The 25,976-nt window shown below is 64.2% G+C and carries 23 protein-coding genes and 3 pseudogenes; 11 read left to right on the top strand and 15 right to left on the bottom strand.

The genetic code is table 11. The annotated features are described in order from the left end of the window. Nucleotides 1-128: 128 nt before the first annotated feature. Both ACOFKX_RS07600 and ACOFKX_RS07595 read left to right on the top strand, forming a co-directional pair. Nucleotides 129-1,240, top strand: a pseudogene (locus ACOFKX_RS07600) (FAD-dependent monooxygenase). Nucleotides 1,241-1,243: 3 nt separating this feature from the next. Continuing rightward, nucleotides 1,244-1,522, top strand: coding sequence for a hypothetical protein (locus ACOFKX_RS07595; RefSeq protein ID WP_419826427.1), 279 nt, complete (start codon nucleotides 1,244-1,246; stop codon nucleotides 1,520-1,522). Nucleotides 1,523-1,557: 35 nt separating this feature from the next. Here ACOFKX_RS07595 and ACOFKX_RS07590 read toward each other — a convergent pair whose 3' ends face one another. The 13 genes and pseudogenes from ACOFKX_RS07590 to ACOFKX_RS07530 form a co-directional block, all read right to left on the bottom strand. Beyond that, nucleotides 1,558-2,451, bottom strand: a complete 894-nt coding sequence (locus tag ACOFKX_RS07590) for an SDR family oxidoreductase (protein ID WP_419826426.1) — start codon at nucleotides 2,449-2,451, stop codon at nucleotides 1,558-1,560. 35 nt (nucleotides 2,452-2,486) lie between these two features. After that, nucleotides 2,487-2,744, bottom strand: coding sequence for a hypothetical protein (locus ACOFKX_RS07585; RefSeq protein ID WP_419826425.1), 258 nt, complete (start codon nucleotides 2,742-2,744; stop codon nucleotides 2,487-2,489). Nucleotides 2,745-2,888: 144 nt separating this feature from the next. Continuing rightward, nucleotides 2,889-4,172: an alpha/beta hydrolase family protein gene (locus tag ACOFKX_RS07580; protein ID WP_419826424.1), complete on the bottom strand. Its 1,284-nt coding sequence runs from the start codon at nucleotides 4,170-4,172 to the stop codon at nucleotides 2,889-2,891. A 33-nt stretch (nucleotides 4,173-4,205) separates the two neighbouring features. Beyond that, nucleotides 4,206-4,571: an antibiotic biosynthesis monooxygenase family protein gene (locus ACOFKX_RS07575; RefSeq protein ID WP_419826423.1), complete on the bottom strand. Its 366-nt coding sequence runs from the start codon at nucleotides 4,569-4,571 to the stop codon at nucleotides 4,206-4,208. 1 nt (nucleotide 4,572) lies between these two features. Continuing rightward, the gene (locus tag ACOFKX_RS07570; protein ID WP_419826422.1) at nucleotides 4,573-5,235 is read right to left on the bottom strand and encodes a TetR/AcrR family transcriptional regulator; all 663 of its coding nucleotides are present in this window, start codon (nucleotides 5,233-5,235) and stop codon (nucleotides 4,573-4,575) included. After that, nucleotides 5,232-6,290: a CocE/NonD family hydrolase gene (locus ACOFKX_RS07565; RefSeq protein WP_419826421.1), complete on the bottom strand. Its 1,059-nt coding sequence runs from the start codon at nucleotides 6,288-6,290 to the stop codon at nucleotides 5,232-5,234. The genes ACOFKX_RS07570 and ACOFKX_RS07565 overlap by 4 nt, the downstream gene beginning before the upstream one ends. 182 nt (nucleotides 6,291-6,472) lie before the next feature. Continuing rightward, nucleotides 6,473-6,883 carry a CocE/NonD family hydrolase gene (locus tag ACOFKX_RS07560; protein ID WP_419826420.1) on the bottom strand — a complete coding sequence of 137 codons (411 nt, stop codon included), beginning with the start codon at nucleotides 6,881-6,883 and terminating at the stop codon, nucleotides 6,473-6,475. Between the two features lie 968 nt (nucleotides 6,884-7,851). Further along, nucleotides 7,852-8,250 carry a hypothetical protein gene (locus ACOFKX_RS07555; RefSeq protein WP_419826419.1) on the bottom strand — a complete coding sequence of 133 codons (399 nt, stop codon included), beginning with the start codon at nucleotides 8,248-8,250 and terminating at the stop codon, nucleotides 7,852-7,854. 372 nt (nucleotides 8,251-8,622) lie between these two features. Further along, nucleotides 8,623-9,255: pseudogene (dinB, locus tag ACOFKX_RS07550) on the bottom strand (DNA polymerase IV); the annotation flags it as partial. 266 nt (nucleotides 9,256-9,521) lie between these two features. Continuing rightward, nucleotides 9,522-10,019: a hypothetical protein gene (locus tag ACOFKX_RS07545; RefSeq protein ID WP_419826418.1), complete on the bottom strand. Its 498-nt coding sequence runs from the start codon at nucleotides 10,017-10,019 to the stop codon at nucleotides 9,522-9,524. 162 nt (nucleotides 10,020-10,181) lie between these two features. Continuing rightward, nucleotides 10,182-10,430, bottom strand: coding sequence for an SDR family NAD(P)-dependent oxidoreductase (locus ACOFKX_RS07540; protein ID WP_419826417.1), 249 nt, complete (start codon nucleotides 10,428-10,430; stop codon nucleotides 10,182-10,184). A gap of 97 nt (nucleotides 10,431-10,527) precedes the next feature. Next, nucleotides 10,528-11,490, bottom strand: coding sequence for an alpha/beta hydrolase (locus ACOFKX_RS07535; protein ID WP_419826416.1), 963 nt, complete (start codon nucleotides 11,488-11,490; stop codon nucleotides 10,528-10,530). A gap of 1 nt (nucleotide 11,491) precedes the next feature. Then, a complete protein-coding gene (locus ACOFKX_RS07530; protein ID WP_419826415.1) occupies nucleotides 11,492-13,282 on the bottom strand; it encodes an N-acyl-D-amino-acid deacylase family protein in 1,791 nt (596 codons plus the stop codon). A 301-nt stretch (nucleotides 13,283-13,583) separates the two neighbouring features. Here ACOFKX_RS07530 and ACOFKX_RS07525 point away from each other — a divergent pair, with 301 nt between their 5' ends. The 6 genes and pseudogenes from ACOFKX_RS07525 to ACOFKX_RS07500 all read left to right on the top strand — a co-directional run. Beyond that, a complete protein-coding gene (locus ACOFKX_RS07525) occupies nucleotides 13,584-15,428 on the top strand; it encodes a flavin-containing monooxygenase (RefSeq protein WP_419826414.1) in 1,845 nt (614 codons plus the stop codon). Nucleotides 15,429-15,594: 166 nt separating this feature from the next. Next, the gene (locus tag ACOFKX_RS07520) at nucleotides 15,595-15,732 is read left to right on the top strand and encodes a hypothetical protein (protein ID WP_419826413.1); all 138 of its coding nucleotides are present in this window, start codon (nucleotides 15,595-15,597) and stop codon (nucleotides 15,730-15,732) included. A 28-nt stretch (nucleotides 15,733-15,760) separates the two neighbouring features. After that, nucleotides 15,761-15,997, top strand: coding sequence for a hypothetical protein (locus tag ACOFKX_RS07515; RefSeq protein ID WP_419826412.1), 237 nt, complete (start codon nucleotides 15,761-15,763; stop codon nucleotides 15,995-15,997). 12 nt (nucleotides 15,998-16,009) lie between these two features. Further along, complete coding sequence (locus tag ACOFKX_RS07510; RefSeq protein WP_419826411.1) at nucleotides 16,010-17,104, top strand: Rieske 2Fe-2S domain-containing protein; 1,095 nt, start codon at nucleotides 16,010-16,012, stop codon at nucleotides 17,102-17,104. Nucleotides 17,105-17,548: 444 nt separating this feature from the next. Continuing rightward, a complete protein-coding gene (locus ACOFKX_RS07505; RefSeq protein WP_419826410.1) occupies nucleotides 17,549-17,941 on the top strand; it encodes a TonB-dependent receptor plug domain-containing protein in 393 nt (130 codons plus the stop codon). Between the two features lie 931 nt (nucleotides 17,942-18,872). Continuing rightward, nucleotides 18,873-19,577 (top strand): annotated as a pseudogene (locus ACOFKX_RS07500) (IS5 family transposase); the annotation flags it as partial. Between the two features lie 278 nt (nucleotides 19,578-19,855). Here ACOFKX_RS07500 and ACOFKX_RS07495 read toward each other — a convergent pair. Both ACOFKX_RS07495 and ACOFKX_RS07490 read right to left on the bottom strand, forming a co-directional pair. After that, the gene (locus ACOFKX_RS07495) at nucleotides 19,856-20,983 is read right to left on the bottom strand and encodes an acyl-CoA dehydrogenase family protein (protein WP_419826409.1); all 1,128 of its coding nucleotides are present in this window, start codon (nucleotides 20,981-20,983) and stop codon (nucleotides 19,856-19,858) included. A 2-nt stretch (nucleotides 20,984-20,985) separates the two neighbouring features. Beyond that, complete coding sequence (locus tag ACOFKX_RS07490) at nucleotides 20,986-22,149, bottom strand: acyl-CoA dehydrogenase family protein (RefSeq protein WP_419826408.1); 1,164 nt, start codon at nucleotides 22,147-22,149, stop codon at nucleotides 20,986-20,988. Nucleotides 22,150-22,450: 301 nt separating this feature from the next. Between ACOFKX_RS07490 and ACOFKX_RS07485 the strand changes: the two genes are divergently transcribed. From ACOFKX_RS07485 to ACOFKX_RS07475, 3 genes are all read left to right on the top strand, one after another. After that, on the top strand, nucleotides 22,451-24,223 hold the full coding sequence (locus ACOFKX_RS07485; protein ID WP_419826407.1) for a class I adenylate-forming enzyme family protein: 1,773 nt from the start codon (nucleotides 22,451-22,453) through the stop codon (nucleotides 24,221-24,223). A 5-nt stretch (nucleotides 24,224-24,228) separates the two neighbouring features. Then, nucleotides 24,229-25,089, top strand: coding sequence for an amidohydrolase family protein (locus ACOFKX_RS07480; RefSeq protein WP_419826406.1), 861 nt, complete (start codon nucleotides 24,229-24,231; stop codon nucleotides 25,087-25,089). Between the two features lie 175 nt (nucleotides 25,090-25,264). After that, entirely contained in the window at nucleotides 25,265-25,945 is a 681-nt protein-coding gene (locus tag ACOFKX_RS07475; protein ID WP_419826405.1) for a TetR/AcrR family transcriptional regulator, read from the top strand. Nucleotides 25,946-25,976: the final 31 nt, after the last annotated feature.

Here is a 25,976-nt window from a genome sequence, read left to right as displayed (position 1 = left end):
CGTAGGCCTTCTTGGAGCGGAAGTGGTTCGTGGAGGAGCCGAGCGGAACGCCTGCCGCCTCCGTGATCTCGCCGACGCCGCTCGCCGAGTACACCGCCCGTACACTTGAACTGCTGCGCGCCGTCGGGATGGGCGCCGAAATGCCGCAGGTATCGGCCGACAGCCGGCTTCTACGCTCCCGCCTCGAGAGCCTGGCCGGCGAGTGGTTCGAGACGAACACCTGGACGCCAGGCGGCGCCGGCGACGACGGGGCGCCACCTTCACCCTGTGCCGGTGCGGCGATCGCGCAGGACCGCATGGAGGCGCTCCTGCACCGGCACGCTACGGCACTCGGCACCGACCTCCGCTTCGCCACCGAGCTAACCGCTTGGCACCAGGACGAAGACGGAGTCACGGCTCAGGTGAGGAGCGTGAATGGGCATGCGTACCGGCTACGGGCATCGTACCTGATCGCGGCGGACGGCAGCCGCAGTCCTATCGCGAGCGGTTGGGGATCCCGATGGTCGGACGCGGCCACTTGGCGACGATGCGCAGCGTGCTGTTCCGGGCGGAACTCGACGATTACCTGCAACGCGGCGTTTCGCAGTTCGAGATCGACCAGCCCGACCTGAAGGCGTTCCTGACCACCTACGGCGATGGCCGCTGGGTGATGTTCCATGATGATCAGGAGCGCGACCACGACGCGTTGCGATCGGCCATCGCCCGAGCTACGAGCCGTCCCGATCTTCCGGTCGACCTCATCACCATCGGACGCTGGGACCTCAGCGCTTCCGTGGCGGAACGATTTTCCTCCGGTCGCGTGTTCCTTGCCGGCGATGCTGCGCACACGCTGTCGCCGTCGCGGGGCGGCTTCGGCGTGAATACCGGCATCGCCGACGCGCATAGTTTCGCCTGGGAGCTGGCCTCGGTCCGGTCGGGCGCGTCGGGTCCACAGCTGCTCGACAGCTACATGCAGGAACGTCGGCCGGTCGCCTGGCGCCGCCACCAGCAGATCCTGGCGCGTCCCGACTATCGCCGCCGCGCCGAAGGTCATGCGGCAGACGAGCCGATCATAGACGACACGGCGATGGAATTCGGCCAGATTTACCGCTTCGACGTGATCGCGGGCGGCGATGGCGACCTGCCCGACGCCCGGCGACCGGCCGACTGGGCCGGGCAGCCCGGCACACGCGCGCCGCACCTTTGGGTCACCTGCGAGGGCGAACGCATCTCCACGCTGGACCTGTTCCAGCCCGGTTGAGTGTTGCTGGCGAACGACGCCGGTTGGCGCGCGGTGCTCGATCGGGTCTTGAAGCACCTGCTCGCGCCGGTGCGATGCCTGGTCGCCGAGCAGGACGTGTGCTCGATCGATCTCGACCTTGCCGCCGCGTTCGGTCTGTCGCGTTCGGGTGCTTCGCTGGTGCGGCCCAATGGTGTCGTGGCCTGGCGATCTCGCCGCGACCAAGTCAATCAAGCTCTCGCTCTGAACGACGCGCTACGCTTGGCCCTAGGCAACGGCAGCGGGCCTGTGTCGCGCTTGTGATGGCGGCGAAGTCTCGGATCCGGGCGCGAACCGGCTCACTGATCGGAGGAATATTCGTCGATATAGGGCTTGAGATTGCGCGCCAGGAGACGGTCGAGCATCCGGTCCGACAGCAGCCTGGTAAGGCGCACGATCATTGCCGTGCTGCGTCCGACGGTGTAGCGCGCTCGTGGCCGTTCGCTGGCGATCGCGTCCGCGATGACGCGGCCAGCTTCTTCCGGCGGCGCGCCGCTGGAGGCGGAGGGCCGGGCCTGCCGAACGACCGCGTGCATCAGCGCGGCGTAGCGGCCACGCTGTGCCGGGGTCATCGCGTCGAGGACGCGCCGGCCGCGATCATCGACTTCGCCGAGCATGCTGGTGGTGACGGCGCCAGGCTCGATCACGACAACCTTGACGCCAAGCGACGCGACCTCCCGCCGCAGCGCGTCGCTGGCTGCCTCGAGGGCGAACTTGCTGGCGGCATAGGGACCATAGGTGGCCATCGCCACCTTGCCGCCGACGGAGGACATGTTCACCACGGTGCCGCGGCCCGCAATCAGCGCGGGGAGCAGCGCCTGCGTCATCGCCACGTGGCCGAACAGGTTGACCTCGAACAGTCGCCGCCACTCGGTCAGCGTGTAGGTCTCCAACGGCGTGTTGATCGCGAGACCGGCGTTATTGACCAGCGCTCGCAGTCGCCGGCCCGCAGGGAAGTCCATGACCCGCCGGACGAGAGCGGCGATCTCCGCCTCGTCGGTAATGTCGAGCAACACGGGCTCTAGATTAGAGTCTTTTAGTGCTCGGACGTCGTCATCGCTACGCACACCCGCGAGCACGTGATAACCCCGTCGAGCGAGCTCCCGGGCGGTGGCGGCACCGATGCCTCGGGATGCGCCGGTCACGACGACGATCTCGTTCCTAGGTGCGGTTTCGTTCGTGTTATCGCGCATGATTGCGTCCTGTGTCGTTGAACGATGAAGTCCGATTATCCGAGGAAGCGCCAGAGCGCCTCGAGACCCGCGTCAGCGTGCCGATCTCGGTGTTCCGGGTTCTGCGTGATATAATTGAGCGTCGCGTCCACCATGCCGGTGACCAGCGACGCGACGAACAGGAATGATACGTCGCGTAGGGCTCCACCGGCGCGACTGCGATCGAGTTGCGCCACAACTTCGGCGAAGCACGCAGCCGCAGCGTCACAGGTCTGAGCGGTTATCTCTTGCGAGACGCCCGGATGCGCGAGCACCTGTCGTTTCTGAGGGTGGGCCAGCGCCCAATTCAGCCATTCCAGACATGGCGGACTTGGGCACGCATATCGCCGCCATGGTTCGCTTCTCCCTTTCAGCCGCGCCTTTGCCACCGATGTCGGCGTCTGTCGTGAAACTCACGATCACGGTTTGCCCGCCAACGCGTCGTCGATCCACTGGTACACGATCTCCTCGCCTCCCGGCGCGCCCATATGCCCGCGATCCCCGCGCGCGAGCAGGTCTTTCTTGTCGCCGGTGGTCGCCACGAGGAAGCTGTCCTCGATGGGAAAGATCGAGTCTTCCATTCCGTTGATGGCGAGAAGCTTGCAGCTTGGGCTGCCGATCACGCCGGAATCGACAAGGCTGAACTTGCGCGCTTCGGCCGAATAACGGTCAACCGCGGCCGCGTAGTCGGTGTCGCGGTAGCCGAACTTATACGCGAGCGCCTCGGCAAGCGCGAACGGATACTCCATCTGGTCTTGTGCGCCGATCCATCGTGGATCAAACATATAGTGGCTGCCACCACCCTCGGCGGTCACGGCGAACAGCCGGTCGGCGTGGGTGTGGGCGACGCGAAACGCGTAGTACCCACCCGTGCTGATCCCCCGCACGATCACCTTCGCCAGATCGATCCCGTATTCAGACGCCGTTGCCGCCACCCAGTCGAGGACGCTGCTCATGAGACGGTCGGGCGAGGTCGGATCGTTCGGTGCGGCCGGGCAGTCGCCGGTGCCCGGGATTTCGAAGATCAGCGTGGCATAACCGCGGTCGAGATGCTGATCGGTCCGCAGTCGATTGTCGGTTTTGTACGAGTCGAGACCGCACACGAACAGCAAGACAGGCCAGCCAGCGTCCGGCTTCTCACCCTTTGGCAAGCGCAGATAGGCCTGAATGGGAACGTCGGTGTCACCTGCCGACGTATCCGCGTGGACGAACGGGATAGCGGTGCGAGCGCTGGGCGGATCGAGCATCTCGCCCGCCTTCTCATAGGCGGCCTTGCCTTCTTCCCACGCCTGCCGGGTCAGGGGTGACCGGACAATCGGGAAGCGGGCAATACGGAAGACTGCCGCTGCGCGGAGGAAAAGATCCTTGGCCCGATCACCTTGTCCCCGTGATAGAGCCTCTTCCGCTTGGGCCACGAGGTACCGGCCCACCGGCAGGAACGGCTTGGCATAATCGTCGGGCCGATGCAGGATCCTGGGATCGTCGCCTGATATGCTGATTAGCTCCTCGAAGATGGGATCGAAATCCTCCACGATGCCGTCGTAAAACGGATAGTAACCGCCGACACAGGCTGGACGCCACATTTGCAACCAAAGCGCCGACACGGATTCGTGATAGGTAAAATAGGGGAACCCGTTTCTGAGCTCCTTGCCGGAGGACTGTACGTGAAACGGCGGAACGGCGATGTCGATGGACCTAGCCATGACGCAGGACCTCCTTTAATCGTGAGGGACGCCTCAAGCGACGCAGTAGCCGGGAACCGCGATCTTGCGAACAAGATGCGGCAGGGCGACGACACTGGCGGGAAATGCCTTGGCCGTCTCTTTGAAGGTCGGATTGTGGAAGGCGGCTCCGAAGGCGGCGGCCGATTCCCATACGGCATAGTTGACGTACATCGTGCTTCCGCCGACTCCCTTGTGGAGCTGGGTCGAGATGTAGCCAGGTTGAGCTTTGAAAAAGTCAGCCTCCCTTGACCATGCCGCAAGGAAGCCATCGGCATCCTGTGCCTCCATGGTGAATATGTTGAGCAAAACCACCTGACCTTCGGTGTCGCTCAACTGCGACTCGATGGTCGCGCGCGGTTCGAGCTCCTGAAATTGCATGTTACTTCTCCTTGCTGGTCTGATAGTCGTCGTGTTGGACCGCCCGCCCAAACAGCCGGGCAAAGTCGCGAGCCAGCCCGGTCACTTGGGCCGGCTTGTGGCCGAGCAGATGCGGGTGGATGAATCCAAGATGGAAACCCATGTCGACCAGCCATTCAGCGACCGCCGAGATCGGCACGCTGTCGCTCAACATGCCGGTCTGCCGGCAGCGATCGAACCGCTCGGTCAAGGCAGCGAGAACCTGTTTGCGGAGCGTGTACTCACCATAACTTGCTTGGAACGAGGGGTCGACGAGCGCTCGTGACACGAGAATGCGAAGGTAGGGCGCCCGGGCGGTCAACCCTTTGATCACATAGGTGAGGTGTTCGGCGGCCTCCTCCTCCATTGAGGCGCAAAGCGGTCGGCGGAAGAAGGCCAGGTAAGTCTCCCATTCGCCGCCCGATCGCATGACCGCGAGCAGCAGCCCGTCCTTGCCGCCGAAATAGTTCTGGATGAGCGCTTCGGAGCAACCGACCCGCTCGGCGATCATGCGGGTCTTTGTGGACTCGTACCCGCGTTCAGCAAACAACGCGGTCGCCGCCTCGATCAGGGCTGCTTCCATTGCAGGCCGGTCGCGTCGACGCGGTCCCGATCGGCGGTTCGGTACGGTCGTCGCCGGGGTCATGCGCGCTCGTCCAGCACTGGCAGTCGCAGCCGCGACTGGTGATGTCCGCCCATATGGACGTGATCCTCACCCATCGCTCGCGGCGGATAGAGGTGAGTGTTGATGGGAACGGTAAGCGACGAATCCGTGTTCGCGATCTCCAGCCGGACCCGGTGGCCCGATGCCAGCCGCCACGCCGTCGCCGCGAGCGCGATGTCGAGCCGCACGGGCACGCCCGGCTCCAGGGGAGCACGGCGGTCGTGGAGATGAAGCGGCTCGGCCGGTGTGCCGACCGGATCGAGCGCACGGTGTGACGCACGCAGCCAGCCGGCGCTGACCAGCTTGCCCGTTGGTGCGCGGCCGGGTTCCGACGGCGGCTGATCGACGAGGCGAACAAACACATCGGTGTCGAGGTTGCTTGATGAAAGATGCAGTTCGAGCGCGATCGGCCCGACGAAAAAGTATTCCTGATCCAGGGTCGGCGTCATAAAGGTCAGCATCCGCATGACCGGATCGAAACCGTCCTTCGGTCCTCCCGCGCCGAAACCGACGTTACCGAGCACCCAGCCGGGATCGGGGTAGATATAGCCAACCTCCGCCTTCTCCGATGGGTCTATCACCAACGAGCCATCGTTCAGAGAGGAAACGGCATCGGCCTTCGCCGGACTCAGGAACCAGTCACGGTAGCGGACCTGCTCAGGGGGCCAGGCGGTGGCCGCGCGGGTCTCGCCGCTCTCGCGCACCCCATATTCGACCGGGGGCCGAGCGTCCCAGTCGGTCGTCATGCCTTTCAGCCAACGATCGTAAAATGGCAGCATGACCCGACAATGGAAATCTTCTGACGCGTATTCCATCTGCGCGACGCTGGCGTTCTCGGCGCGAGACAGGCGCAGCTTGACCGGGCCGGACACGTGAGGGAAGCCATCAAGCGCACCCTGAAGGTGACCCTTGCTCCAGATCCCGCTCGCGTAAACGGGTATGGTAATCGCGCCGAGCCGCTCGCGCGCGGTGCGAACGCGCCACCAATCGTCGTACAGGGGATGGTCGCGCATGGTCTGGTTAAGGTCGGAGCGCAACTCGCGAGGAGGCGCGTCCGGGGCCGCTGGCTCGGCGTTGATCGTGCGAACGAGATCCAGCCAGGTGGTAGGAAAGAAGTTTCCAGAATGCCGCCAGCGTAGACGCTTGCTCTGTAGGGATCACTCATGCCGTCGTGGACACCGAGGCACGCTAGCGACGGCGGCTGCGCGACTCCCATGAATCACTGCGCCATGCAGAAGTATGACTGGCCACTGCCGCCTATACGCCCGGTACACCAGGGCTGGGCGGCAATCCACTCGATGACGTCGTACAGGTCCTGTTGCTCGCTTGGCCCCAGGAACTCGAATACGCCGCCCGAGCGTCCCGTGCCACGAACGTCTAGGCGCACATAGGCGTAGCCCTGCTCCACATAGAAGCCGATCGGACCCGTTTCGCGGAACATAAAGGCGGGAATGTCGGGAAGTTCGTCATTATCGAACCGGTAGGGCGAGGCGGCAAGCAACGCGGGAACGGGACCTTCGCCCATTGTATGATAGACCGCAACCGCGAGTTCGACACCATCGCGGGCTGCGACGGTATGAACCGTCGGCCTCTCGAGCGGCAGGCTGGATGTGTGGTCGCTGCTACTCATGCCCGCACTCCGCTAACCGCTAGCCACATCAATCATAACAACTGAGCAATCACTTAGTTGCACTCGCATCTTAGCGCAAATTCATGTCCTCTTTCCAGTCGATGGAGATCGGTGACGCAGGCCGCAAATGAAATTCTCCGCCCAAGGATTGAAATGCCTAACGTCATCGACCGAGACGAGGTAAGTGATTTGCCCCTTCAGCCCGGCGCGCCTCAGCAGCGCCGTTGCCGCGTGCTGCGATCCGTTGCTGAGCGTCACCAAGGAAGGGTGTGTGTCGACAGCCGCGCCAACGCCTACTCGGCTCCTTGCCGCGCATCCAAAGCCCGAACTCCCTTGATCAGTTCCGTGCGGTCCGACGTCGACGCGGAGAGGCTTTGTTAGGCGAGTACCAAAATCGAGAGCACCTTCCGCCACGGTCGCGAACGTTTAGAATTGGATGACGCCGCCAGCGAGAATGCGTTCCGGCATCCGGCGGCAAACCATATTTCCAGTCCGGCGGCGGGCAGGCCTAAACTCAGGATGCCCGTCCGCAGCGGTTCGAGCGGGAACAGCGTTCCAACGGCGTCGAACCTGACAGCTGCAGGTCCAGCGCAATTTGCAGGCCTGCTCCTGCGTCTGTCAAATGAACAAATGGCCGGAAGTGGAGAGCGTGCCAGCTAGTCTAGCCCGAATGGTGGATTGTGGGTCTTCTTGTCCGGTCAAAGTCTCAAATCAGATTCCGATCTTATATGGCTTCGGCCGGCCCTGATCAGCCTCGATCGATCTCTCCGGGGGCTGAGGGACATTGCTTGGCCGCGACCGCTCGTCCGTTCTCACTCGCCCGTCTCGGACGTTGCCCGTGGTCTCGAGCGCGGAGGACTTGCCTCTGGCGTTGCGAGATAATTGACGCTCAAGCTTGCTCGCGCGACCGACAACCAGCGTCAGCGCGTCCCGCAAGCGGGTCACTGTCATCAGGCACGTCTGCTGGTTCACAAGCTTGGTGTCGCGCGTCTCCATGACCCCGATGCCCGATCGGAAGTCAGGCTTTGGGCCATGTGCGCGTTCAACGCGTAGGCGAGATTGAGGTGCTGGAGCATCGGATCGTCGCGGAGCAGGGCGACCTTCGTACCGTGCGACGTCTCGATCGTGACTCTTTTTGCGTCGATCGACACGACCCGCGCCTTATCGGCATTGAAAAGCGCTTGATCGCAAACGTTCGCCGTCCAGCGAATGCGGTCGCGCTCGTGCAGCTGAAGCGTTTTCGCCTCATAGAGTTGGACCAGGCTCTCGGTCGGGCGCGTATGCAGCTTCTCCGGCCGAAACACCCGCTCTCGGCCGCGCGACAAGCGGAGGGTCACCGTTCCGCGCGCATGGTCGACCGCCTCCACCACGGCTCGCGAGCGTAGTATGCGCCTACTTCCTCACCATAACGCCATCGTCGCCGATGCGGCGGCGCAGAGTAATGAGATCGGCGGCGCGTAAGGGACAACGCCGCCTTCAACGGCATCGTCCGCCAGCCACGTGCCGCCGGCCGCTATGAGGAGGCGCCGCCTTCTCCCCAGGGCAGGTCATGATATCTGGCGCGCCTGCGGACGATCTCGATCATATAGGACGCGTGCTGCGGACGATCGAGCAGTGCGCGCTTCACCGTCGCTGCCCTGCGCCCCCGATGCCGGCGCTGCCGGTCGGAGCGGGTTCTTAATGCGGTTCCATTGTGGTGGCTGTTCCAGCAGCGTGGCTGGCCCGATGACCTGCGCGGCGCTGCGCAGCGCTTCGTCTGCGCCACCTGCTTGGGTGAGCCGCTTCATCTTGGCCGCGGTCACCGCACGGACGACGTGGAAGCGTGCCACCGGCAGCGTCGCGACCTACGCCGCGCCCATGTCGGGCGTGAGGGCGAACTGGCCGTTGGGCTTGCGGTGATCGGAGGCAAGCTTGGCCAGGAACTTGTTGTAGGAGATGCCCGCCGAGGCGGTGAGACCGGTCTCCTCGAAGATGCGCGTGCGGATCGCCTTGCCGGTGGTCCAGGCGGTCAGCAGACCGGCGCGGTTCTCGGTCACGTCGAAATACGCCTCGTCGACCGAGAGCGGCTGGATGAGCGAGGTGAACTCCGCAAAAGTCGCGTGGATTTGCCGGGACACAGCCTTACAGACCTCAAATCGCGGCGGCACGAAGATGAGTTCCGGGCAGCGCCGGATCGCGGAGACCGAGGGCAGGGCGGAGCGAACTCCAAATACCCTTGCCTCGTAGCTCGCCGCCGCCACCACACCGCGAGCCGCGGCATAGCCGACCGCGATTGGGCGACCGCGTAGAGCGGGATCGTCGCGCTGCTCAACGGACGCGAAGAAGGCATCCATGTCGAAATGGATGATCTTGCGAATCGATCCGCCTCCCATGCCGACAGCATAGTATGGAACGAATACGGAACATCAACCTGGCTCCCGACGCCACCGCGGCGTCAGTACGCGGTGGACGCCTCCTTCCAACCTTCAACGCACTCGCTGCCTAGCCGACCTGCTGAACCTTGAGGCTGCCCGCAGGCGGAGGCCGGATGATGGATTGCGCGGGTATCCGCACATCGAGCCAGTCGCCCAGCTCGATTTGTCGAGAATGACAATCTAGCGGTCCTGGTATGGCGCTATGTCGGGCCCAGGTGGCATCATCAGCATCGTGAACGCCTCGCTAACTTTGGGATCGCTGCGCCAGGGGCCGGTGATGCCGATGACGGCGTTGCGCCCGGAGCTTGTGCTCGCGAGAATGGGGATGGTCGGCACGGATCCCGGTGTCGAGCACCGCCCAGGCAATGCGCGCGCTTCCTGCTGTCCCGCCACACCATCTTAATCGAAAGGTCCTGATACGCGGTGCGCAGCGCATCTACCTCGCTGCGCGTGAGTTTAGCTGCGAGGTAGCGGCGCAGCCGGTCCACCTCCGCATCCTCGGTCTTTCCGCCGCCCGCCATCACGAAGTCGCTGGTGCGGGCCTCAATCCCGCCCGCCGCCGCGTCTAGGTCGCCGGCAGTGGCCGATGTCGCGCTGGCGAGCTGAATCAGCACGCTCTGGCGGTCGTCGTGCCTGCCGTTCTCCAGAAGGTCGACAAAATCCTTCGCCACCACCACCGGCGCGATCACCTGCCCGAACGACGCACCTACCGCCTCCATCATCGGCTGGCGGACGAAGCGGTGTGCAGATAGCCGGTGCCCGAGTGGGGGGGGGGCGCGGCAAATCGGGTTGAGGAAGAAGCGGTTGTGGTTCTCGATCCCGCCCGCATAATCGCCCGATGCCTAGGTCTCGCCGAATGTGCAGGATGCCAGCGCGATCGGTCGCTACGTCGAGCCCCCGGCGCTTTCCGCGGCCGAGATCAGCGAGCGGACGTCGGCGTTGAAAGTGATTTCGCAACGGATCGTCGTCACCTTGCCGTCGGTGCCGGAGGCGATCGTCGCCAGCCGCGCATCGTCGAGATCGGCGGCGAGCACGATCGCGCCAGCGCGTGCGAGCGCCGACACGCAGGCCTGCCCGATGCCCGATGCGCCGCCCGTGACGATCGCAACCTTGCCGAGTAATGATGCGGGCACCCGATCTCTTCCTTGAACGATGCTGAATGGATGACGCTACGATCCGTCGAGTGGGCAGAGCGCCCGTTACCGATGCTTGGTCAGCCGCGTTTCGACGTCAGGTCGGCGATAATCGGAAGGCGCGGCGAAGCGCATCCGCATAGGTCCGGTCGAAAGCGACCTTGTTCTGGGTATCCGGCCACGAGTCGAACGCATGAATGGCACCGGGATAGACGTGCAGCTCGGTCGAGACGCCGTCTCGGATCAATCGCCTAGCATATTCGATGCCTTCTTCGACGAACAGGTCGAGCGCGCCCACGGCGATGAAGGTCGGCGGGAGGCCGGCCAGCGACCTGGCCCGGGCAGGCGCCGCGTAAGGCGACACGTCCGCGCCTCCAGCCTCGGCACCCAGCATGCAACGCCATCCGTAGGCGTTGTTCGCGGCAGTCCAGCAGAACTCGCCTGCATAGGGATGCGGATCGGCTTCGCCGGCCGAGCCGGTACGATCGTCGAGCATCGGGTAGATCAGCAGTTGGAAGATCAGCGGCACCTCGCCGCGATCGCGCGCGAGCAGGGCGAGCGCCGCGGCCAGCCCGCCGCCCGCGCTCTGCCCGCCGACCGCCATCCGCGCCGGATCGATCCAGAGCCCCTCGGCGTTGCGATGCACCCAGCGCAGCGCCGTGTAGCAATCCTCCAGCGGCGCGGGGAACGGATGCTCGGGCGGCCGCCGATAATCGACCGAGACGACGACGCAGTCCAAATGCTGCGCTAGATAGGCGTTGCCGGCCGCGTGCGTCTCCGGCGAGCCGAGGACGAAGCCACCGGCATGGCAATGCACGACCACCGGCAGCGGCCCCGTTTGGTCGTTCGGCCGATGGATAACCACCCTGACGGCCGGTCCCCCGCTCTCGCCCGGGATGATCTCCTCCGCAACCGCGGCATTCGAGTCCGCCGGGGCGCTCGCGGGGTTGTCGTCCATCCAGCGGCGTATCTCCGCCAATGTTTCGGACGAGAGATCGAACTGCGGGATTAGCTCTAGGAACGGTTCCGCCTCGGGATCGATCAGGTGACGCGAGCGCATCTCAATCTCCCGCGGAATAAGCCGGCTCCCCGATCGGCGAAGCTCCGCTTACCCCGGAGGCGGGGCGTCGCGATCCGCCGCGGCGGCGGATCAGTCGACCGGGAAGGGCACCTGTCGGGATTCCGTTCTCCGCGATCGGCTGCCCGCCCACGATCGTGGCCCGGTAACCCGACGCCTCCTGATTGAGCCTGCGGCTGCCGGTCGGCAAGTCGTTGACGATCTCCAGCGCGTGGAGCGCAAGCCGGTCGGGATCGATGACGTTGACGTCGGCTTGCTTGCCGGGAGCCAGCACCCCCCGATCGGTAAAGCCAATCATCTCCGCCGGACGCGCGCTCAGCATCCTGATCGCCTCGGCGGGAACGAAGCGCGCTCCGTCGCGGTCGCGCACCCAGTAGGTCAGCAGGAACGTCGGATAGCCCGCGTCGCAGATGATGCCGTAATGCGCGCCGCCGTCGCCCAGACCGATCACGATCGCCGGATCGCGAAGAAGCGTGCCCAGCTCGTCCAGCGTCCCCTTGTAGAAATTGCCTGCTGCGAGATATATCAGCGCCCGGCCGTTTTTCTCAAGAAGCATGTCGTAGGCCAAGTCCTCAGGCGCCGCGCCCTTGCTGCGAGCGCGCGCGCCGATGCTGCTTTCGAGCCGTGGCGCGTAATCGGGCGTGTCGCCCATCGGGAACATCCAATCCCACCGACGGGCCAGCATCGCGAGCGGATGCCCCTCGCCGGGCGTCTCGGACAGGATGCGGTCACGCAAGCCCGGCTGCCGAAGGCGAGCCACGCGCTCCCCGAGCGGAAGCTCGGCGATCTCCTTGTAGGATGGGCAGAGACTGAAAGGATTAGTCGAAAGTGCGTAGCCGAAGATCATCCCGATCGGCCGCGGGAACACCTGCCCCGTGACACGCATCCCCTCGGCGTTGGCCGCCGTGACCATTGCCAGCGCGTTCTCCCAGTTACGATCTTCGCCGTTCGAGGTCGCGAAGGTGAAGGTGGCCGGCAGACCCGACGCTCGGCACACGTCGAACACGATGTCGAGTTCGTCGGACCAACCGTTGTCGGACGGATTGAGCACGACCTGAACGAGGCCGCCGCCCGCGTCCGCGACGCCGGCGGCGATCTCGCGAAGCTCGTCGCGCGAGGCATCGAAGCTGGGGATCCGATCGCCGTTTGCGGTCCGGTGGAAGTTGACTCGCGACGTGGCGAAGCCGATCGCGCCGGCCTCGACGGCTTCGCAGGCAAGGCGACGCATCTTCGCCAGATCCTGCGCGGTCGCCGGTTCGCGCCGGGCTCCGCGAGCGCCCATGGCATAGACGCGTAGCGGACTGTGCGGCAGGTAGACCGCGACGTTGACGTCCCGTGATCGCGCCTCGAGCGCGTCGAGATATTGCGGAAACGTCTCCCAGTCCCAGTCGAGGCCCTCCGCCATGACAACGCCGGGGATATCTTCCACGCCTTCCATTACGTTAATGAGGGCTGCGTGATCCGATGCGCGGCAAGGGGCGAAGCCGACCCCGCAATTACCCATCATGACGGTCGTCACGCCATGCGCGGACGAGGGGTCGAGCCGGGTCGACCAGATCGCCTGCCCGTCATAATGGGTGTGCGGATCGATGAAACCGGGCGTGATCCAGCAGCCTTCCGCATCGATCTCGCGGCGTCCCGCACCGACCTCGCCCACCGCTGTGATGCGGTCACCGTCGATGGCGACGCCGCCCATGCGCGGCTCGGCGCCGGTGCCGTCGATGATCAGCCCGTTGCGGATGACCAGATCGTGGATGGCATCGGACTGGACCAAGACGGCTCCTCCTGAAAGCCCAAGTGGCCGAGCGGGCCGCAGAGCGCGTCGCCGACCCACCCGCCCGCTCGAACCGCAGCATTGGCTTCCCGGTCGCCAGCGTCAAGTCGCCGCCGTGATACGGAGTCGTACGAAATTTTTGAGGTGCTATGGTCGACGCGGTAGCAGACGGCGTTGGGAGCGACCATGAAGATCACGGTGCGCTCGCGTTGCGATGGATGCGAACCGCCGCGAGGATGCTGGCTCCGGTCGTCATCGGGTGCCGTACCTCGATCTTTGCGCGATAAGGTCGGAGGGTGTGATGCCAAACGAGGTTCGTGAAGACGATAGGTCCCAAGCGGTCGGCGGCGGCCGGGGGTTCGATCCGGTCGCGCTGCGCGAGAAATATCGCAGCGAGCGCGACAAGCGCCTGCGCGAGGACGGAGAGGACCAGTATCTGCTGCTCACGGGCGAACTCGCGCGCTACGCAGCCGCCGATCCATATGTCGCCGAGCCGATCGTCCGTGATCCATTGGAAGACGAGGTCGAGGTCGTGGTCATCGGCGGCGGCTTCAGCGGGATGCTCGCGGCCGCCAGGTTGAGCGAGGCCGGCGTCGACGATGTCCGCATCATCGAGAAGGGATCGGATTTCGGCGGAACCTGGTATTGGAACCGCTACCCCGGCGCGCAGTGCGACATCGAGTCATATTGCTACCTGCCGCTCCTCGAGGAAACCGGCTTTCTGCCGACGGAGAAATACTCCTACGCGCCCGAGATCTTCGAGCATTCCAGGCGGATCGGCAAGCAATACGGCCTCTATGGCATGGCCTGTTTCCAAACGCAGGTGACCCAACTTCGCTGGGACGATGCGATCGACCGATGGATCGTTAGCACCAATCGCGGCGACGAGATGAAGGCCCGTTTCGTCATCCAGGCGACAGGACCGGTGAGTCGCCCGAAGCTGCCGAACATCCCAGGCATCCTCGACTTCGAAGGCCATACCTTCCACACCAGCCGCTGGGATTATGATTATACCGGCGGCGACCATCGGGGCGGTCTGCACGAGCTCGCCGACAAGCGCGTCGCAGTGATCGGCACGGGCGCGACGGCAATCCAGTGCGTTCCGTATCTCGGCGCCGATGCCGGGCGCCTCTATGTCTTTCAGCGGACCCCGTCCTCCGTCGACTTCCGCGGCAACAGCCCGACAGACCCGGATTGGGCGCGAAGCCTGACGCCGGGCTGGCAGCGTGCCCGGCGCGAGAACTTCAACGACGTCGTCACGGGCAAGCCCTTCGAGGTGGATCTCGTGAGCGACGCGTGGACCGAAATCTTCCGCAACCTGAAGTCGCTTGCGCCGGACGACGAGGCTCCGGGCGAGGCGGCGGAAGGAGCCGCCGAGATGGCCGAACTCGCCGACTTCGAGAAGATGAACCGGATCCGCGCGCGTGTCGACGAGACGGTGACGGACCCGACGACAGCCGGAGCGTTGAAGCCATGGTATCGGCAGTTCTGCAAGCGGCCGACCTTCAACGACGATTATCTCGCCACGTTCAACCGGCCGAACGTCACGCTGGTTGACACCAGCGACACGCGGGGCGTCCAGCGCATCACGCGAAAAGGCGTGATTGCCAACGATGTCGAATATGAAGTGGACTGCATCATATACGCTACCGGCTTCGAGTTCGGCACGAGCCTGAAGCGCCAGTTCGAGTTCGAGATTATCGGACAGGACGGGGAGCGGCTGCTCGACCACTGGGCGAAAGGGATGCGAACGTTCCACGGCCATTCGAGCCACGGCTTCCCCAACTGGTTCTTCATCGGCATCGGCCAGAACGGGGTGACGGCGAACATGACGTCGATGTTCGACGATCAGGCGCAGCACGTCGCCTATATTATAAGCGAAGCACGCGCGCGGAACGCCACGCGCGTTCAGCCGACCCGAGAGGCAGAGGACGAGTGGGTGGCCGAGATCCACAGGCACGCCAACGCGAACAACGACTTCAAGGCAGCCTGCACGCCGGGCTATTATAACAGCGAAGGCAAGTTCGACACCGTGGTCGGGACTCTGGTCGGCGAGGCGTACACCCCGGGCGTCAACGAGTTCAACGCGATTTTGGTGAAGTGGCGGAACGAGGGATCGCTCGAAGGCCTCACGCTTAAGGCGTGACCTCGCCGAACTCGCTCGGCCGGACATGACGACGATAATCGGGCGCGGTCCGGCAAGCTGTCGATGACGCCGTATGCAAGAAGTTGAGAGCCAGTCCGGATCGCTCGCGATCGCCACCGATCGATTATTCGTCGGCGGCAAGTGGGTGGCGCCGGCGGGCACAGGCATGTTCGACGCGATCACGCCGTCGACCGAGGCGGTGTATCTGCGCGCCGCCGAGGCGACCGCCGCCGCCGTCGATCGCGTAGCTCAGGCCTCTTTACGCTTGTCGCCACAGCCCGAGTCATGTTATAAAGGATTATAAATCATCAAGCCGAGCCGGCGAGGATTGCGTGATCGAGGAAGTCGTACCCTTCCATGTACACTCCGCGGCGCACCTGGCGATGGCGCAAGCGCGTGGCGATCGGTTTGGTGCAGAAAGTGCCTGCGGTGACGACTGTCGATCGCGATTGCATCTTCTGTTCGGGAGGGATCTGCAGCTGCCGCTGGGGGACTTGCAGCGTCAGAAAACGACCTCGCTCGAACCCCTACCGGACGCAACGACGCTGTTTGAGCCAGCAAAGCTTTGAAGGAGATCCATCATGGCCGACCACGATCCGCCTACTGATGCCAACACGCCGCTGCCTGCCCTCTGGCACTATCTTGCGAACCTGAAGGGCGATGATCGCGAGGCGTGGCGGCTGGCCGATATCCCGGATCGGCCGAGTGCGGACGAGCGCGAATTGCCGAAGGACTATCCGTTCGGCTGGTACGTGATCGACTATTCGGACGAGCTTGCCGTCGGCGAGCTCAAGCCGATCCGCTATTTCGGCCAGGAGCTGGCGCTGTGGCGCGGGGATGACGGCGTTGCGCGCGTGATCGATGCCTACTGCGCGCACTTCGGCGCCAACATGGCGCACGGCGGCAAGGTCACCGGTAATTACCTCGAATGTCCCTTCCACGCGTGGCGCTATGACGGCGAAGGCGCGGTCAAGGAGATTCCCTACGCAAAGGTCATTCCGCCGCAGGCGCGGCGCAAAGACTGCGTGCCGAGCTGGCCGACGCAGGAGATCAACGGGATGATCTGGATCTGGTATCACCCCGAGCGGGTCGCGCCGCTATGGGAGCTCGAGGTGTTCGAAGAAGTCGGCCACCCGGATTGGACCCCGTTCAAGAAGTTCGAGTGGAACGTCTTCAGCTGCATGGAGAATGTAAGCGAGAATGGGATCGATATTTCGCACTTCAAGTACGTCCACGGTGCGCCGACGGTGCCGGATTACAAGATCAGCTATGACGGCATCCGCCGCTCGGTACGGGCGGACATCACACTGACCACGCCACGTGGCTTCGTCGACGGCGCGATCAACGTGCGGTCGATCGGTCCGGGGCAGGCCTGGGCTAGGTTCTCCGGCTTGTCCGAAACGATGCTCGTCAGCGGCAATACCCCCATCGACCGCGATTGCGTCAAGATCCGGTTCGCGTTCATCCAGCCCAAGTCCGAAGCCGGCTCGCGGCTTGCCGCTGGGCTGATCGCGGACATCTGCAACCAGCTCGATCAAGACAAGGTGATCTTCGATCGCCACAAACGCATAGAGCCGCCGCTCGTCTGCGATGGTGATGGACCGTTCGGGCGCAATCGGGTCTTCTACAACCAGTTTCTGGTTCAGCCACGCCCGACTAAAATGCGCGCCGCATGAGCGCGTCGGAGGAGTCTCGCTTGGACGCGGCGCATGGCTTACGGTAGTGGGATGATCGCATCGACACCGCTGGCCAGCGCCGGCGGTGAGAATCTGGTAGGGAGACGGGGAGCCGGGCGAGGACAGCCGCGAAGTCTATTCAAGGCTCTCAAGCAAAGTCTTGGCAGGGAAAACCTCATTTGTTCGGCCGGTAAGAGCCGTTTAGCTCTTTAAACGATGCGTAAAGCGTCGTCTGCAAGAAGGTGTGATCTCTGTGCTTCGAGTACTTCCCACGTTAGAGAGTCGATATAATAATTTGGGAGGGTAACACGACGACGTTAGGGGTGCATCGTCTATTCGGCTGTCGCCGGAGTCTCGTTCCGGTTCTGGCATCCGTCAGCTTCATTGCGGCGCTCGGCTTGGACGCGCCGGCATTTGCGGAAACCGCTCCTTCCGGAGCCGCGGATGCGGCTTCGTCGGACGCTGCTCAGAACGCCGCCAGCGCCCTGGGCGACGTCGCCCGATGCCGCTGCCGCCCTGCCGGGCAATGAGGCGTCAATCGCTCTGTACGTCGACGGAGTATATCAAGGGGCGAAGATCCTGAGTCAGATCGACTTGTCCGATGTCGAGTGCGTCGAAGTTCTGAAGAAGCCGCAAGGTACGCTCTACGGGCGTAATGCTACGGGCGCTGCTATAAACATCATCATCGAGCAGCCGACCGACCAGTTCGAAGGAGGCGGGAATTCCTCCTATGGACGGCTCGACGAGACCGTGGAGGAGGGGCACATATCAGGTCCGTTGGCGCTTGGTTTGAACGCCAGCCTGAGCCTGGTCGCCCGCCGGGGTGGCGATTACTGAGGTAATCCGACGACGGGGCACCATCTCGGCGGCGTCACCTCCGTGACCGTCAACGGTCGACTGGCGTGGACCCTGTCGAGCGGCCCCAGATCGACCTGTTCGGCACCTACGCCAGGCGGCGCAGCCGAGAGACCAAGCTCGGCGTGACGTTCGCCCCGGGCGAAAGTCCTGCCGCCGCTCTACGGCCGGGTTTCAACGGGCGGTTTTTCGAGGTCGAAGAACACTTCCTATGCTGATGTCGATCCGCGCATATTCTCACGCGGCTATACCGGTGCGGTGCGCGCGCGACACTTGCTCGACGCGATCGAGATGGTCTCCATCACCTTCTATTCGAAAGAGCGTAATTGAACTCAACTCAATTCCGATGGCACGTCGTTCGCGATTACGATCGTGAGATGGATCGCACCGAGCCGTGCGTCCACGCAGGAACTCCAGGTGGTGTCGACGATTTCGTCACCGTTTCAGTGGATCATCGGCGGTTACTATATCAACTCGCATGAGTCCTACGAGCCGTTCATGACCCAGTTGCCAACGGTGTTGATAAACTACACCTCGCTCACACAGGCCAGGGCCGGCTCATTGTTCGGATAGGCGACCTATGAAGTCCCGCTGGGCAGCAAGACTTACGGGGGAATCCGGGACTGCGTCGAGAAACGATCGCTCAACGTTGTATAATATCTGCCGTTGTTCAGCAACACAGTGCCTGCACGACCGATCGATCTCGACAAGACGTTCAAGAAATAGACTTGGCGACTGAGCGTCGATCAGAAGCTCTCGGAAGATGTTCTCGCTTATGCGAGCTACAACCGCGGCTTCAAGAGCGGAGCGTTCACACTTTGGACGTTCGGCCTAAGAGGCTGTGTCGAAACGGGGGTGAGTGGCCGGGGTTTGGCTGATTCCAGAGGGTTGCTGAGACCTGACTGGAGCTTGCATGTGGACCCCGGCCACCCGTCGGCACCATAGCCGACGAGCGTCTCGCTATGCGAGCGATCTGACCGATGTCGAATGGCGGCTGGTCGAGCCGTACCTGCCGCCGCCGAAGCGATGTGGACGCCCGAGGGCACGCTCGATGCGCGAGATCGTCAACGGCATCTTCTACGTGCTGCGCGCTGGTTGTCCCTGGCGGCTGATCCCGTCGGATCTGCCGCCATGGCCTGCGCTCTGGCGCTGGTTCCGGCTCTGGCGTGACGAGGTCCTGTTTGCCCGGATCAGCCACGGGCTCGTCGTCGCCGATCGCGAACGTCGCGGTCGGGAGCCGTGCCCGTCGGCGGCGGTGGTCGACAGCCAGTCGGTGAAAACCACGGAAAGCGGAGGCCCACACGGCTATGATGCCGCCAAGTAGATCCTATGCCGCAAGCGCCACGCCATGGTCGACACCGACGGTCGGCCGCTCGGCGTGCTTATCCATCCGGCCGACGTGCAGGACCGCGAGGGCGCCGTGCCGCTGCTCAAGGCATCGCGCTCGCGCCACCCGTTCGTCGCCAAGGTCTTTGCCGACAGCGCCTACAACTCCGATCGTGTCGCCAACGCCACCAGCATCGACATCCAGATCGTCCGCAGGATCGCCGGCCAGTCCGGCTTCGTCGTTCATCCTCGACGTCGGGTAGTCAAGCGTACCTTCGCCTGGCGGTCTCGTGGAGTCTTAAGCGCGTTTACCTCTCGCCCATTGAGAACCTAGAGAATGAACAACCGGAATCAACAGCTGATGCCGGTTGTTCTCTTTTTCGACGGCCCGCTCGCACAATTGAGGGCCCGTCGTTCTCTATCGTCCGAGCGCTCCCGTGTAGAACCTCGTCTCTGGTGTCGCGTCTTCACTTGTGTGTGAACGGTGCACCATCAACGCTCGGTACCAACACGATCTGGGGATTGCCCGCGACGGACCGTGTCATCGATCATAGGTAGTCCGATCTGACGTCAAAAGTGCTGCGTAAGCCAGCGCTGCTGAAGCCAGGCGGTATCGCCCAGCCGTTCGGATGCGGCACGCGCCCGCTTGATGTAGAACCCCATGTCGAAGTCGTCGGTCATGCCGAGCCCGCCGTGCAGGTGCACCGCTTCGGCGGTGACGTGCTTCGCGACTTCGCCCGCCTTCGCCTTGGCGAGGCTCGCATAGGCAGGAAACCGCGGATCGTTCGCGTCGTGCAGGGTGGCGGCCTTGAGAACGACCGAAGAGGCGACCTCGATTTCTCCGAACAGGATCGCCGCGCGGTGCTGGAGCGCCTGAAACTCGCCGATGCGCTTTCCGAATTGCACCCGAGTCTTGAGATACTCGATCGTACGGTCGAACGCTTCCGCCGCAAGCCCGACCAGCTCGGCGGCGAGGTGGAGCCGGCCGGCATCGTGGACGCGCTCGAGCAAAGCCGCCGTCTGTGCGGTCGCGCAGACCAGATCGTCGACGCTTGCCTGAACGTCGCTAAGCTCGACCGTGCAGATCGGATGGCTGTCGACCCCCATCGCGGCGGTGCAAGACACGCCGGCCGTGTTCGCGGGGACGAGGAACAGCAGCAGCTCTTCCGGCGCGTTCTCGTCGCGGGCGAGGATGATAAGCCGATCGGCGACATTGGCGTCGATCACCGCCGTCTTGCGGCCGTTGATCCGGTACGCATCCTGGCTGCGCGACGCGAAGGTCGTGATGTCGAGCGAGCCATGGCGCGGCCGTTCCTCGACCGCGGGCGCGACGATCATCTCGCCGGAGGCGATCGCCGGCAGCAGCTCGCGCTGCATGGTCGCATTGTCGCCATGGCCGATCGCGGTCGCGGCCATCACCGCAGTCGACAGATACGGGCCCAACGCCAGCGAGCGCCCCATCATCTCCGACACCTGAATGCTCTCGCGGAAGCCCAGGCCGCTCCCGCCGAACTCCTCGGATACGAGCACGCCGGGCAGGCCGAGCGGGATCATCTCCGACCACAAGCCCCGCCCCAGCGCGTCGAGGTCGCGCGCGTCGCGGTCGCGGCGGAGCGCCTTGGCCGGCTCGGCTTCGGCGAAGCAGCGGTACGCGCTCTCGCGCAGCATTTGCATGACCTCGTTGGTGGTAAGGTTCATGGTCATGCTCCCGGCAGCTCCAGCACGCGCTTCGCGACGATGTTGAGCTGAATCTCGGAGGAGCCCCCGCCCATCTTGTGGGTGATCGAGTTGAGCCACCCGGTCGAGACGTGGGCGGTCTCCGCGTCGCGGTCTAGCCCGGCGGTGCCGAGGATCGACAGCATGATCTCGTTGCGCTTCACGAACAGATCCGTCGCGAAATATTTGAGCATCGAGGATTTCGCGCCCATCGACACTCCGGCCTCGGTCTCGCTTGCATAGCGCTCGACGAGCGCCTGGTAGGCGGCCAGCTCCATGTCGATCGCGACGAGTTGGGTGCGCAGATAGGGCTCGCGGTCGAGCCCGTCGGGGCCGAGATGGAGCTTGGCGAAATCGAGCAGGCTAATGCCGTCGTCGGGCCTGGCGCCGCCGATCATCGCGCGCTCGAACAGGAGCAGATATTTGGCGACATCCCAGCCGCGGTTCAGCTCGCTGACGAGGTTCTCCCGCGGTACGCGGACCTCGTCGTAGAACACCTGAGAAAAATGATTGAGGCCCGAGATCAGGCGCAGCGGCGATGGCGAAACGCCCGGGCTGCGCATGTCGATCAGGAGGAAGCTGATCCCCGCATGGCGCGGCCGCTCCGGATCGGTGCGGACGAGGCAGAATGTCCAGTCGGCGAGATGGCCGTAGGACGTCCAGATCTTCTGGCCGGTAACGACGAACTCGTCGCCCTCGAGCACGGCGCGGGTCTGAAGGTTGACGAGATCGGAGCCCGCATTGGGCTCGGAGTAGCCCTGGCACCACCAGATCTCACCGCGGACGATCGGCGGCAAATGCTGCTGCTTCTGCGCCTCGGTGCCGAACTTGAGCAGCGCCCAGCCAAGCATGAGGAGGCCCAGGCTGGTCAGCGGACGGTGCGCCTGGATCCGGGCCATCTCCTCCTCGAGGATCGCCGCTTCGGGGGCATCAAGCCCGCCGCCGCCATATTCCTCGGGCCATTCGGGCGCGGTCCAGCCGCGCGCGAGCATCCGCTCGAACCAGAGGCGCTGGGGCTCATCCTTGAACGACGCATTGCGACCGCCAAAGAAGTGATCGTCCTCGTGCATCTTGCCGCGCTTTTCAGGCGGGCAGTTCGCCTCGAGCCAAGCGCGCGCTTCGGCACGGAAGCTCTCTAGATCGGCCATCTCCCCCCCCTTTTTTCAAAAACCATAATGTATTATACCTATATCAGTGCGAACCCGGCCGAAGCAACGCCATAAACGCGAAGAAGGAGATGTCCGACGATGAGCGCGAGGGATGCGGGGGAGGCCGGATCGGAGGGCAACCGCGACCGGGCGGCTTGTTGAAGGCTGCAAACGGTAGCCGGCGAGCGCCCGCGCGCACGGCAGTTCGCGCATTCTGTCGCGATGCTGACTTAGCGTAGCATGATCGTACGCGGCGCCGAAGAACAGCTCCGCTTGCACATCGGAATGAGTCAAATCATCGATGGCGCGACCGCAGCAGCCGATTAGACAGCACTACTCGATGCTGCGGGGGGCGATCGGGCAATCATCATATTCAAACGGAGAGAGCATGTCACCGGTATTGGCGGAATTCGATGCGATCAGACTCGCCTTATCGGCGCCCGGACAGCCGTTCGAGTTCGAGCGGATGAACGTCAAGGGCGCCGACATGCAGGTCTACAAGCGGCTGCCCGCCAATTTGAGCCATCTGATCGTCCAGGCACAGTCGTTCGGCGACCGAACCTATATCGTCAGCGGTGACCGGCGCTGGACATATGCCGAGTTCCTGCCGCGCGCGGCAGGCTTCGCCAAGGTGCTGCGCGAGCGCCATGGCGCCGCGCCTGGCGTGCACATCGCGATCGCGATGCGCAACTCGACGGAATGGGCCCTCGCATTTCTGGCAATCATTTTGAGCGGCGCTACCGCCGTGCTGATCAACAGCCGCGGCACGCCGGATGACATGGCCCATGCGCTCGCCCTTGCGGATTGCACCTTGCTGCTGGCGGACCGGCGCCGCGCCGATGCCCTGAACGGTCGGTTCGGCGGACCGGTCCTGATCGCCGACGGCGAGGGCGGCTTCCGTGACGTGGTGATCGAGCCGGCGCCGGTGGAGCCGACCGACGCAGGGTGGGAAGACCCCGTCATAATCATGTTCACCTCGGGCACCACCGGTCGCGCGAAGGGTGCCGTGCTCGACCATATGGGGGTGGCGACGTTCCTGGTCGGCGTGAGCCACAATGGCATGACCCAGCTGATCCGTGCGGCGAGGAGGCTCGGTAAGGAGCCGGAGGAGCTGGCGGCGGCGGCGCCGCCCTACTCCACGCTCGCGATCTTCCCTTTCTTCCATATGAGCGGCGCCACCGGGACGGTGCTGATAACGGCCCTGCTCGGCGGCAAGATCGTGATGATGGACCGCTGGGATCCGGCGCAGGCGCTCAAGCTCATCGAAACGGAGCGGATCAGCATGATCGGGGGGCCTCCATCGCTGTTCTGGGACCTGCTCGCCTGTCCCGACTTCGTCACGACCGACGTCAGTTCGGTGACCGGCGTCGTCAGCGGCGGCCAGATGCTCGCGAGCAATCTGGGGCGGGCAATGCGCGATGCCTTCCCCAATGCAAGCGTGGGCGGCGGGTTCGGCATGACCGAGACCAACGGCGGGGTCTGCGCGGCACATGGTGAGGAGTATCTCGCCAATCCTCGGGCCGCCGGCCGGATCGTGCCGGGAACGGAGATTCGCGTTGTGGATGGCGACGGCCGCGATCTACCGCTCGGCGAGGCGGGCGAGATCTGGGTGCGCAGCCCGCTTCTTTTGAAGGGCTATTGGAACAATCCGGAGGCGACTGCCGCGTCATATAGCGACGGCTGGTTCAAAACCGGCGATGTCGGCTTCGTCGACGCGGATCGCTATATAACAATCGTCGACCGCAAGAAGGACGTCATCATCAGCTCGGGCGAGAACATCTACTCGGCCGAGATCGAGCGCGTCTTCCAGGACGTGCCGGGGATGATGGAAGTCGCCGCGTTCGGCGTGCCCGACCCGCGGCTCGGCGAGCGGCTGATCGTCGCGATCGTGCCGCATGCCGGGCGGTCCATCGATGTCGGGGAGACGTTCGCCTTCGCGCGCGCCAACCTGGCCGATTACAAGGTGCCCTCCGAGATTATCGTCCACCATGAGCCTTTCCTGCATAACGCGCTCGGCAAGATCGACAAGGTGGCGCTCAGGACATCCTACGGGGCCCGAACACAAGGAGAGTAATGCCGATGTCGTATCTGGATAATGGAGGCAAAGTCATCGACACAATGCTCGGCTTGCCCGACAAGAAGAGCCTGTACGCCGCTTACGAGACCATGAAAGCGGGATATCGCGACCGTGAAAGCCGCGACTTCGCCTTTCCGGCGCAATATATGTTTAACGCCATTCCCGACATCGGCGAAATCAAGGATCCGATCGGTTTTGCGGTCGAACAGATGGACAAGTACAACATCGAGCGCGGCCTGGTCTCGATTACCTTCACTCCCGATGAAATCCGGGCGCGCTTCCCCGACCGGTTCAGCTTCGAGGTTCCGGTCGATCCCGGGTTCGGCATGGAGGAGGTCCGCCGCATCCGCCGGCTGGTCAAGAGCTATGACGTACGCGCGCTAAGCTTCTTCGCGAGCGGTAGCTATCCCCAGGTCGCGATCAACTCCAAGGAGATGTACGTGATCTACGCCGCCTGCGTCGACCTCGACCTGCCGATCCTGCTCAACGCCGGGGTGCCGGGGCCGCGCTACCCGATGGCGCCGCAGAAGACCGAGCTGATCGACGAGGTGTGCTGGTACTTCCCCGACCTTAAGGTGGTGATGCGCCACGGCGCCGAGCCCTGGGAGGATCTGGCGGTCAAGCTCATGCTCAAATATCCCAACCTCTATTACTCGACGAGCGCGTTTGCGCCGAAGCATTATCCTAAGGCGATCATCGACTACGCCAACACGCGCGGCGCCGACAAGGTCATCTTCGCGGGCTATTGGCCGATGGGCTTGTCGCTCGAGCGCATCTACGCTGAGCTGCGTCAGCTTCCGTTCCGCGATCATGTCTGGGAGAAGTTCCTGTACGGCAACGCCAAGAAGCTGTTCAAGCTGTAGGGCGCGCCGGCTAGGCAGCGGGCGGGCAGGGATTTGGTCCCGCTCGGGCGAGGCTGCCCGTAAACGGTTGCTCCCGGCGCCGCGCCGCGCCACAGTTGCTGCCATGCAGAATGCCTCCAGCGGCCCGGCAGCCGCGTCCACGCCTCCTTCCCCGACCAGCCTCTCGACCGGCGGCGTGCGCGCACGTCAGCGCGAGGAACGGCGCCAGCGGCTGGTCCACGCCGCGCGCAAGCTGCTCGCCGAGAGCGGAGCCGAAGGGTTCTCGATGGCGACCCTCGCCAAGCAGGCTGGGCTGAGCCTCGCCACGCCCTATAATCTGTTCGGCTCCAAGGCGGCGATCCTGCATGCGGTGTTCGCGGCCGAGGTCGAGGGACTGCATCGCAGCGTCGGCAAGGTCGATGCGCGCGATCCGGCCCGCATCGCCTTCCGGGTGGCGGCGCGGATCGCCGAGGTCTTCTCGCGCAAGCCCGACTTCTACCGCGGCCTCTCGCACTCCCTGTCGATGCTCGGGTCCGACGAGTTCCAACGGCTCGTCGTCCCGCTCAGCGACACGATGCTCACCCCGATGGTCCGGGCGCTCGCCGACGCCGGCATACTGCGCGCCGCAATTCCCGCCGACGTGCTCGACGTTCAAATCGCTTATGCGGCCGGATCGGTGTTCCTGCACTGGGTGGTGCTGCACTGGTCCGAGCAGCGGCTGGCCGCCGAGCTCTCGGTCAGCTTCGGGCTGACGCTGCTCGGCGCGCTCGACGAGCCGCCGCGCCCAGCTTTCGCCGCAGCGCTCGACGCGATGACCGCCGAACTCGTCGCCTTGCGCGCCTCAGATCCAGACGCGACGGTCCAGGTCCCGAGATGAACGGCTCCGGACAGGCTCGAAGGCGCTTGTT

Source organism: Sphingomonas sp. (assembly GCF_965200105.1).
Lineage (GTDB): Bacteria > Pseudomonadota > Alphaproteobacteria > Sphingomonadales > Sphingomonadaceae > Solisphingomonas.
This window is presented reverse-complemented; position numbering and strand designations above follow the sequence as displayed.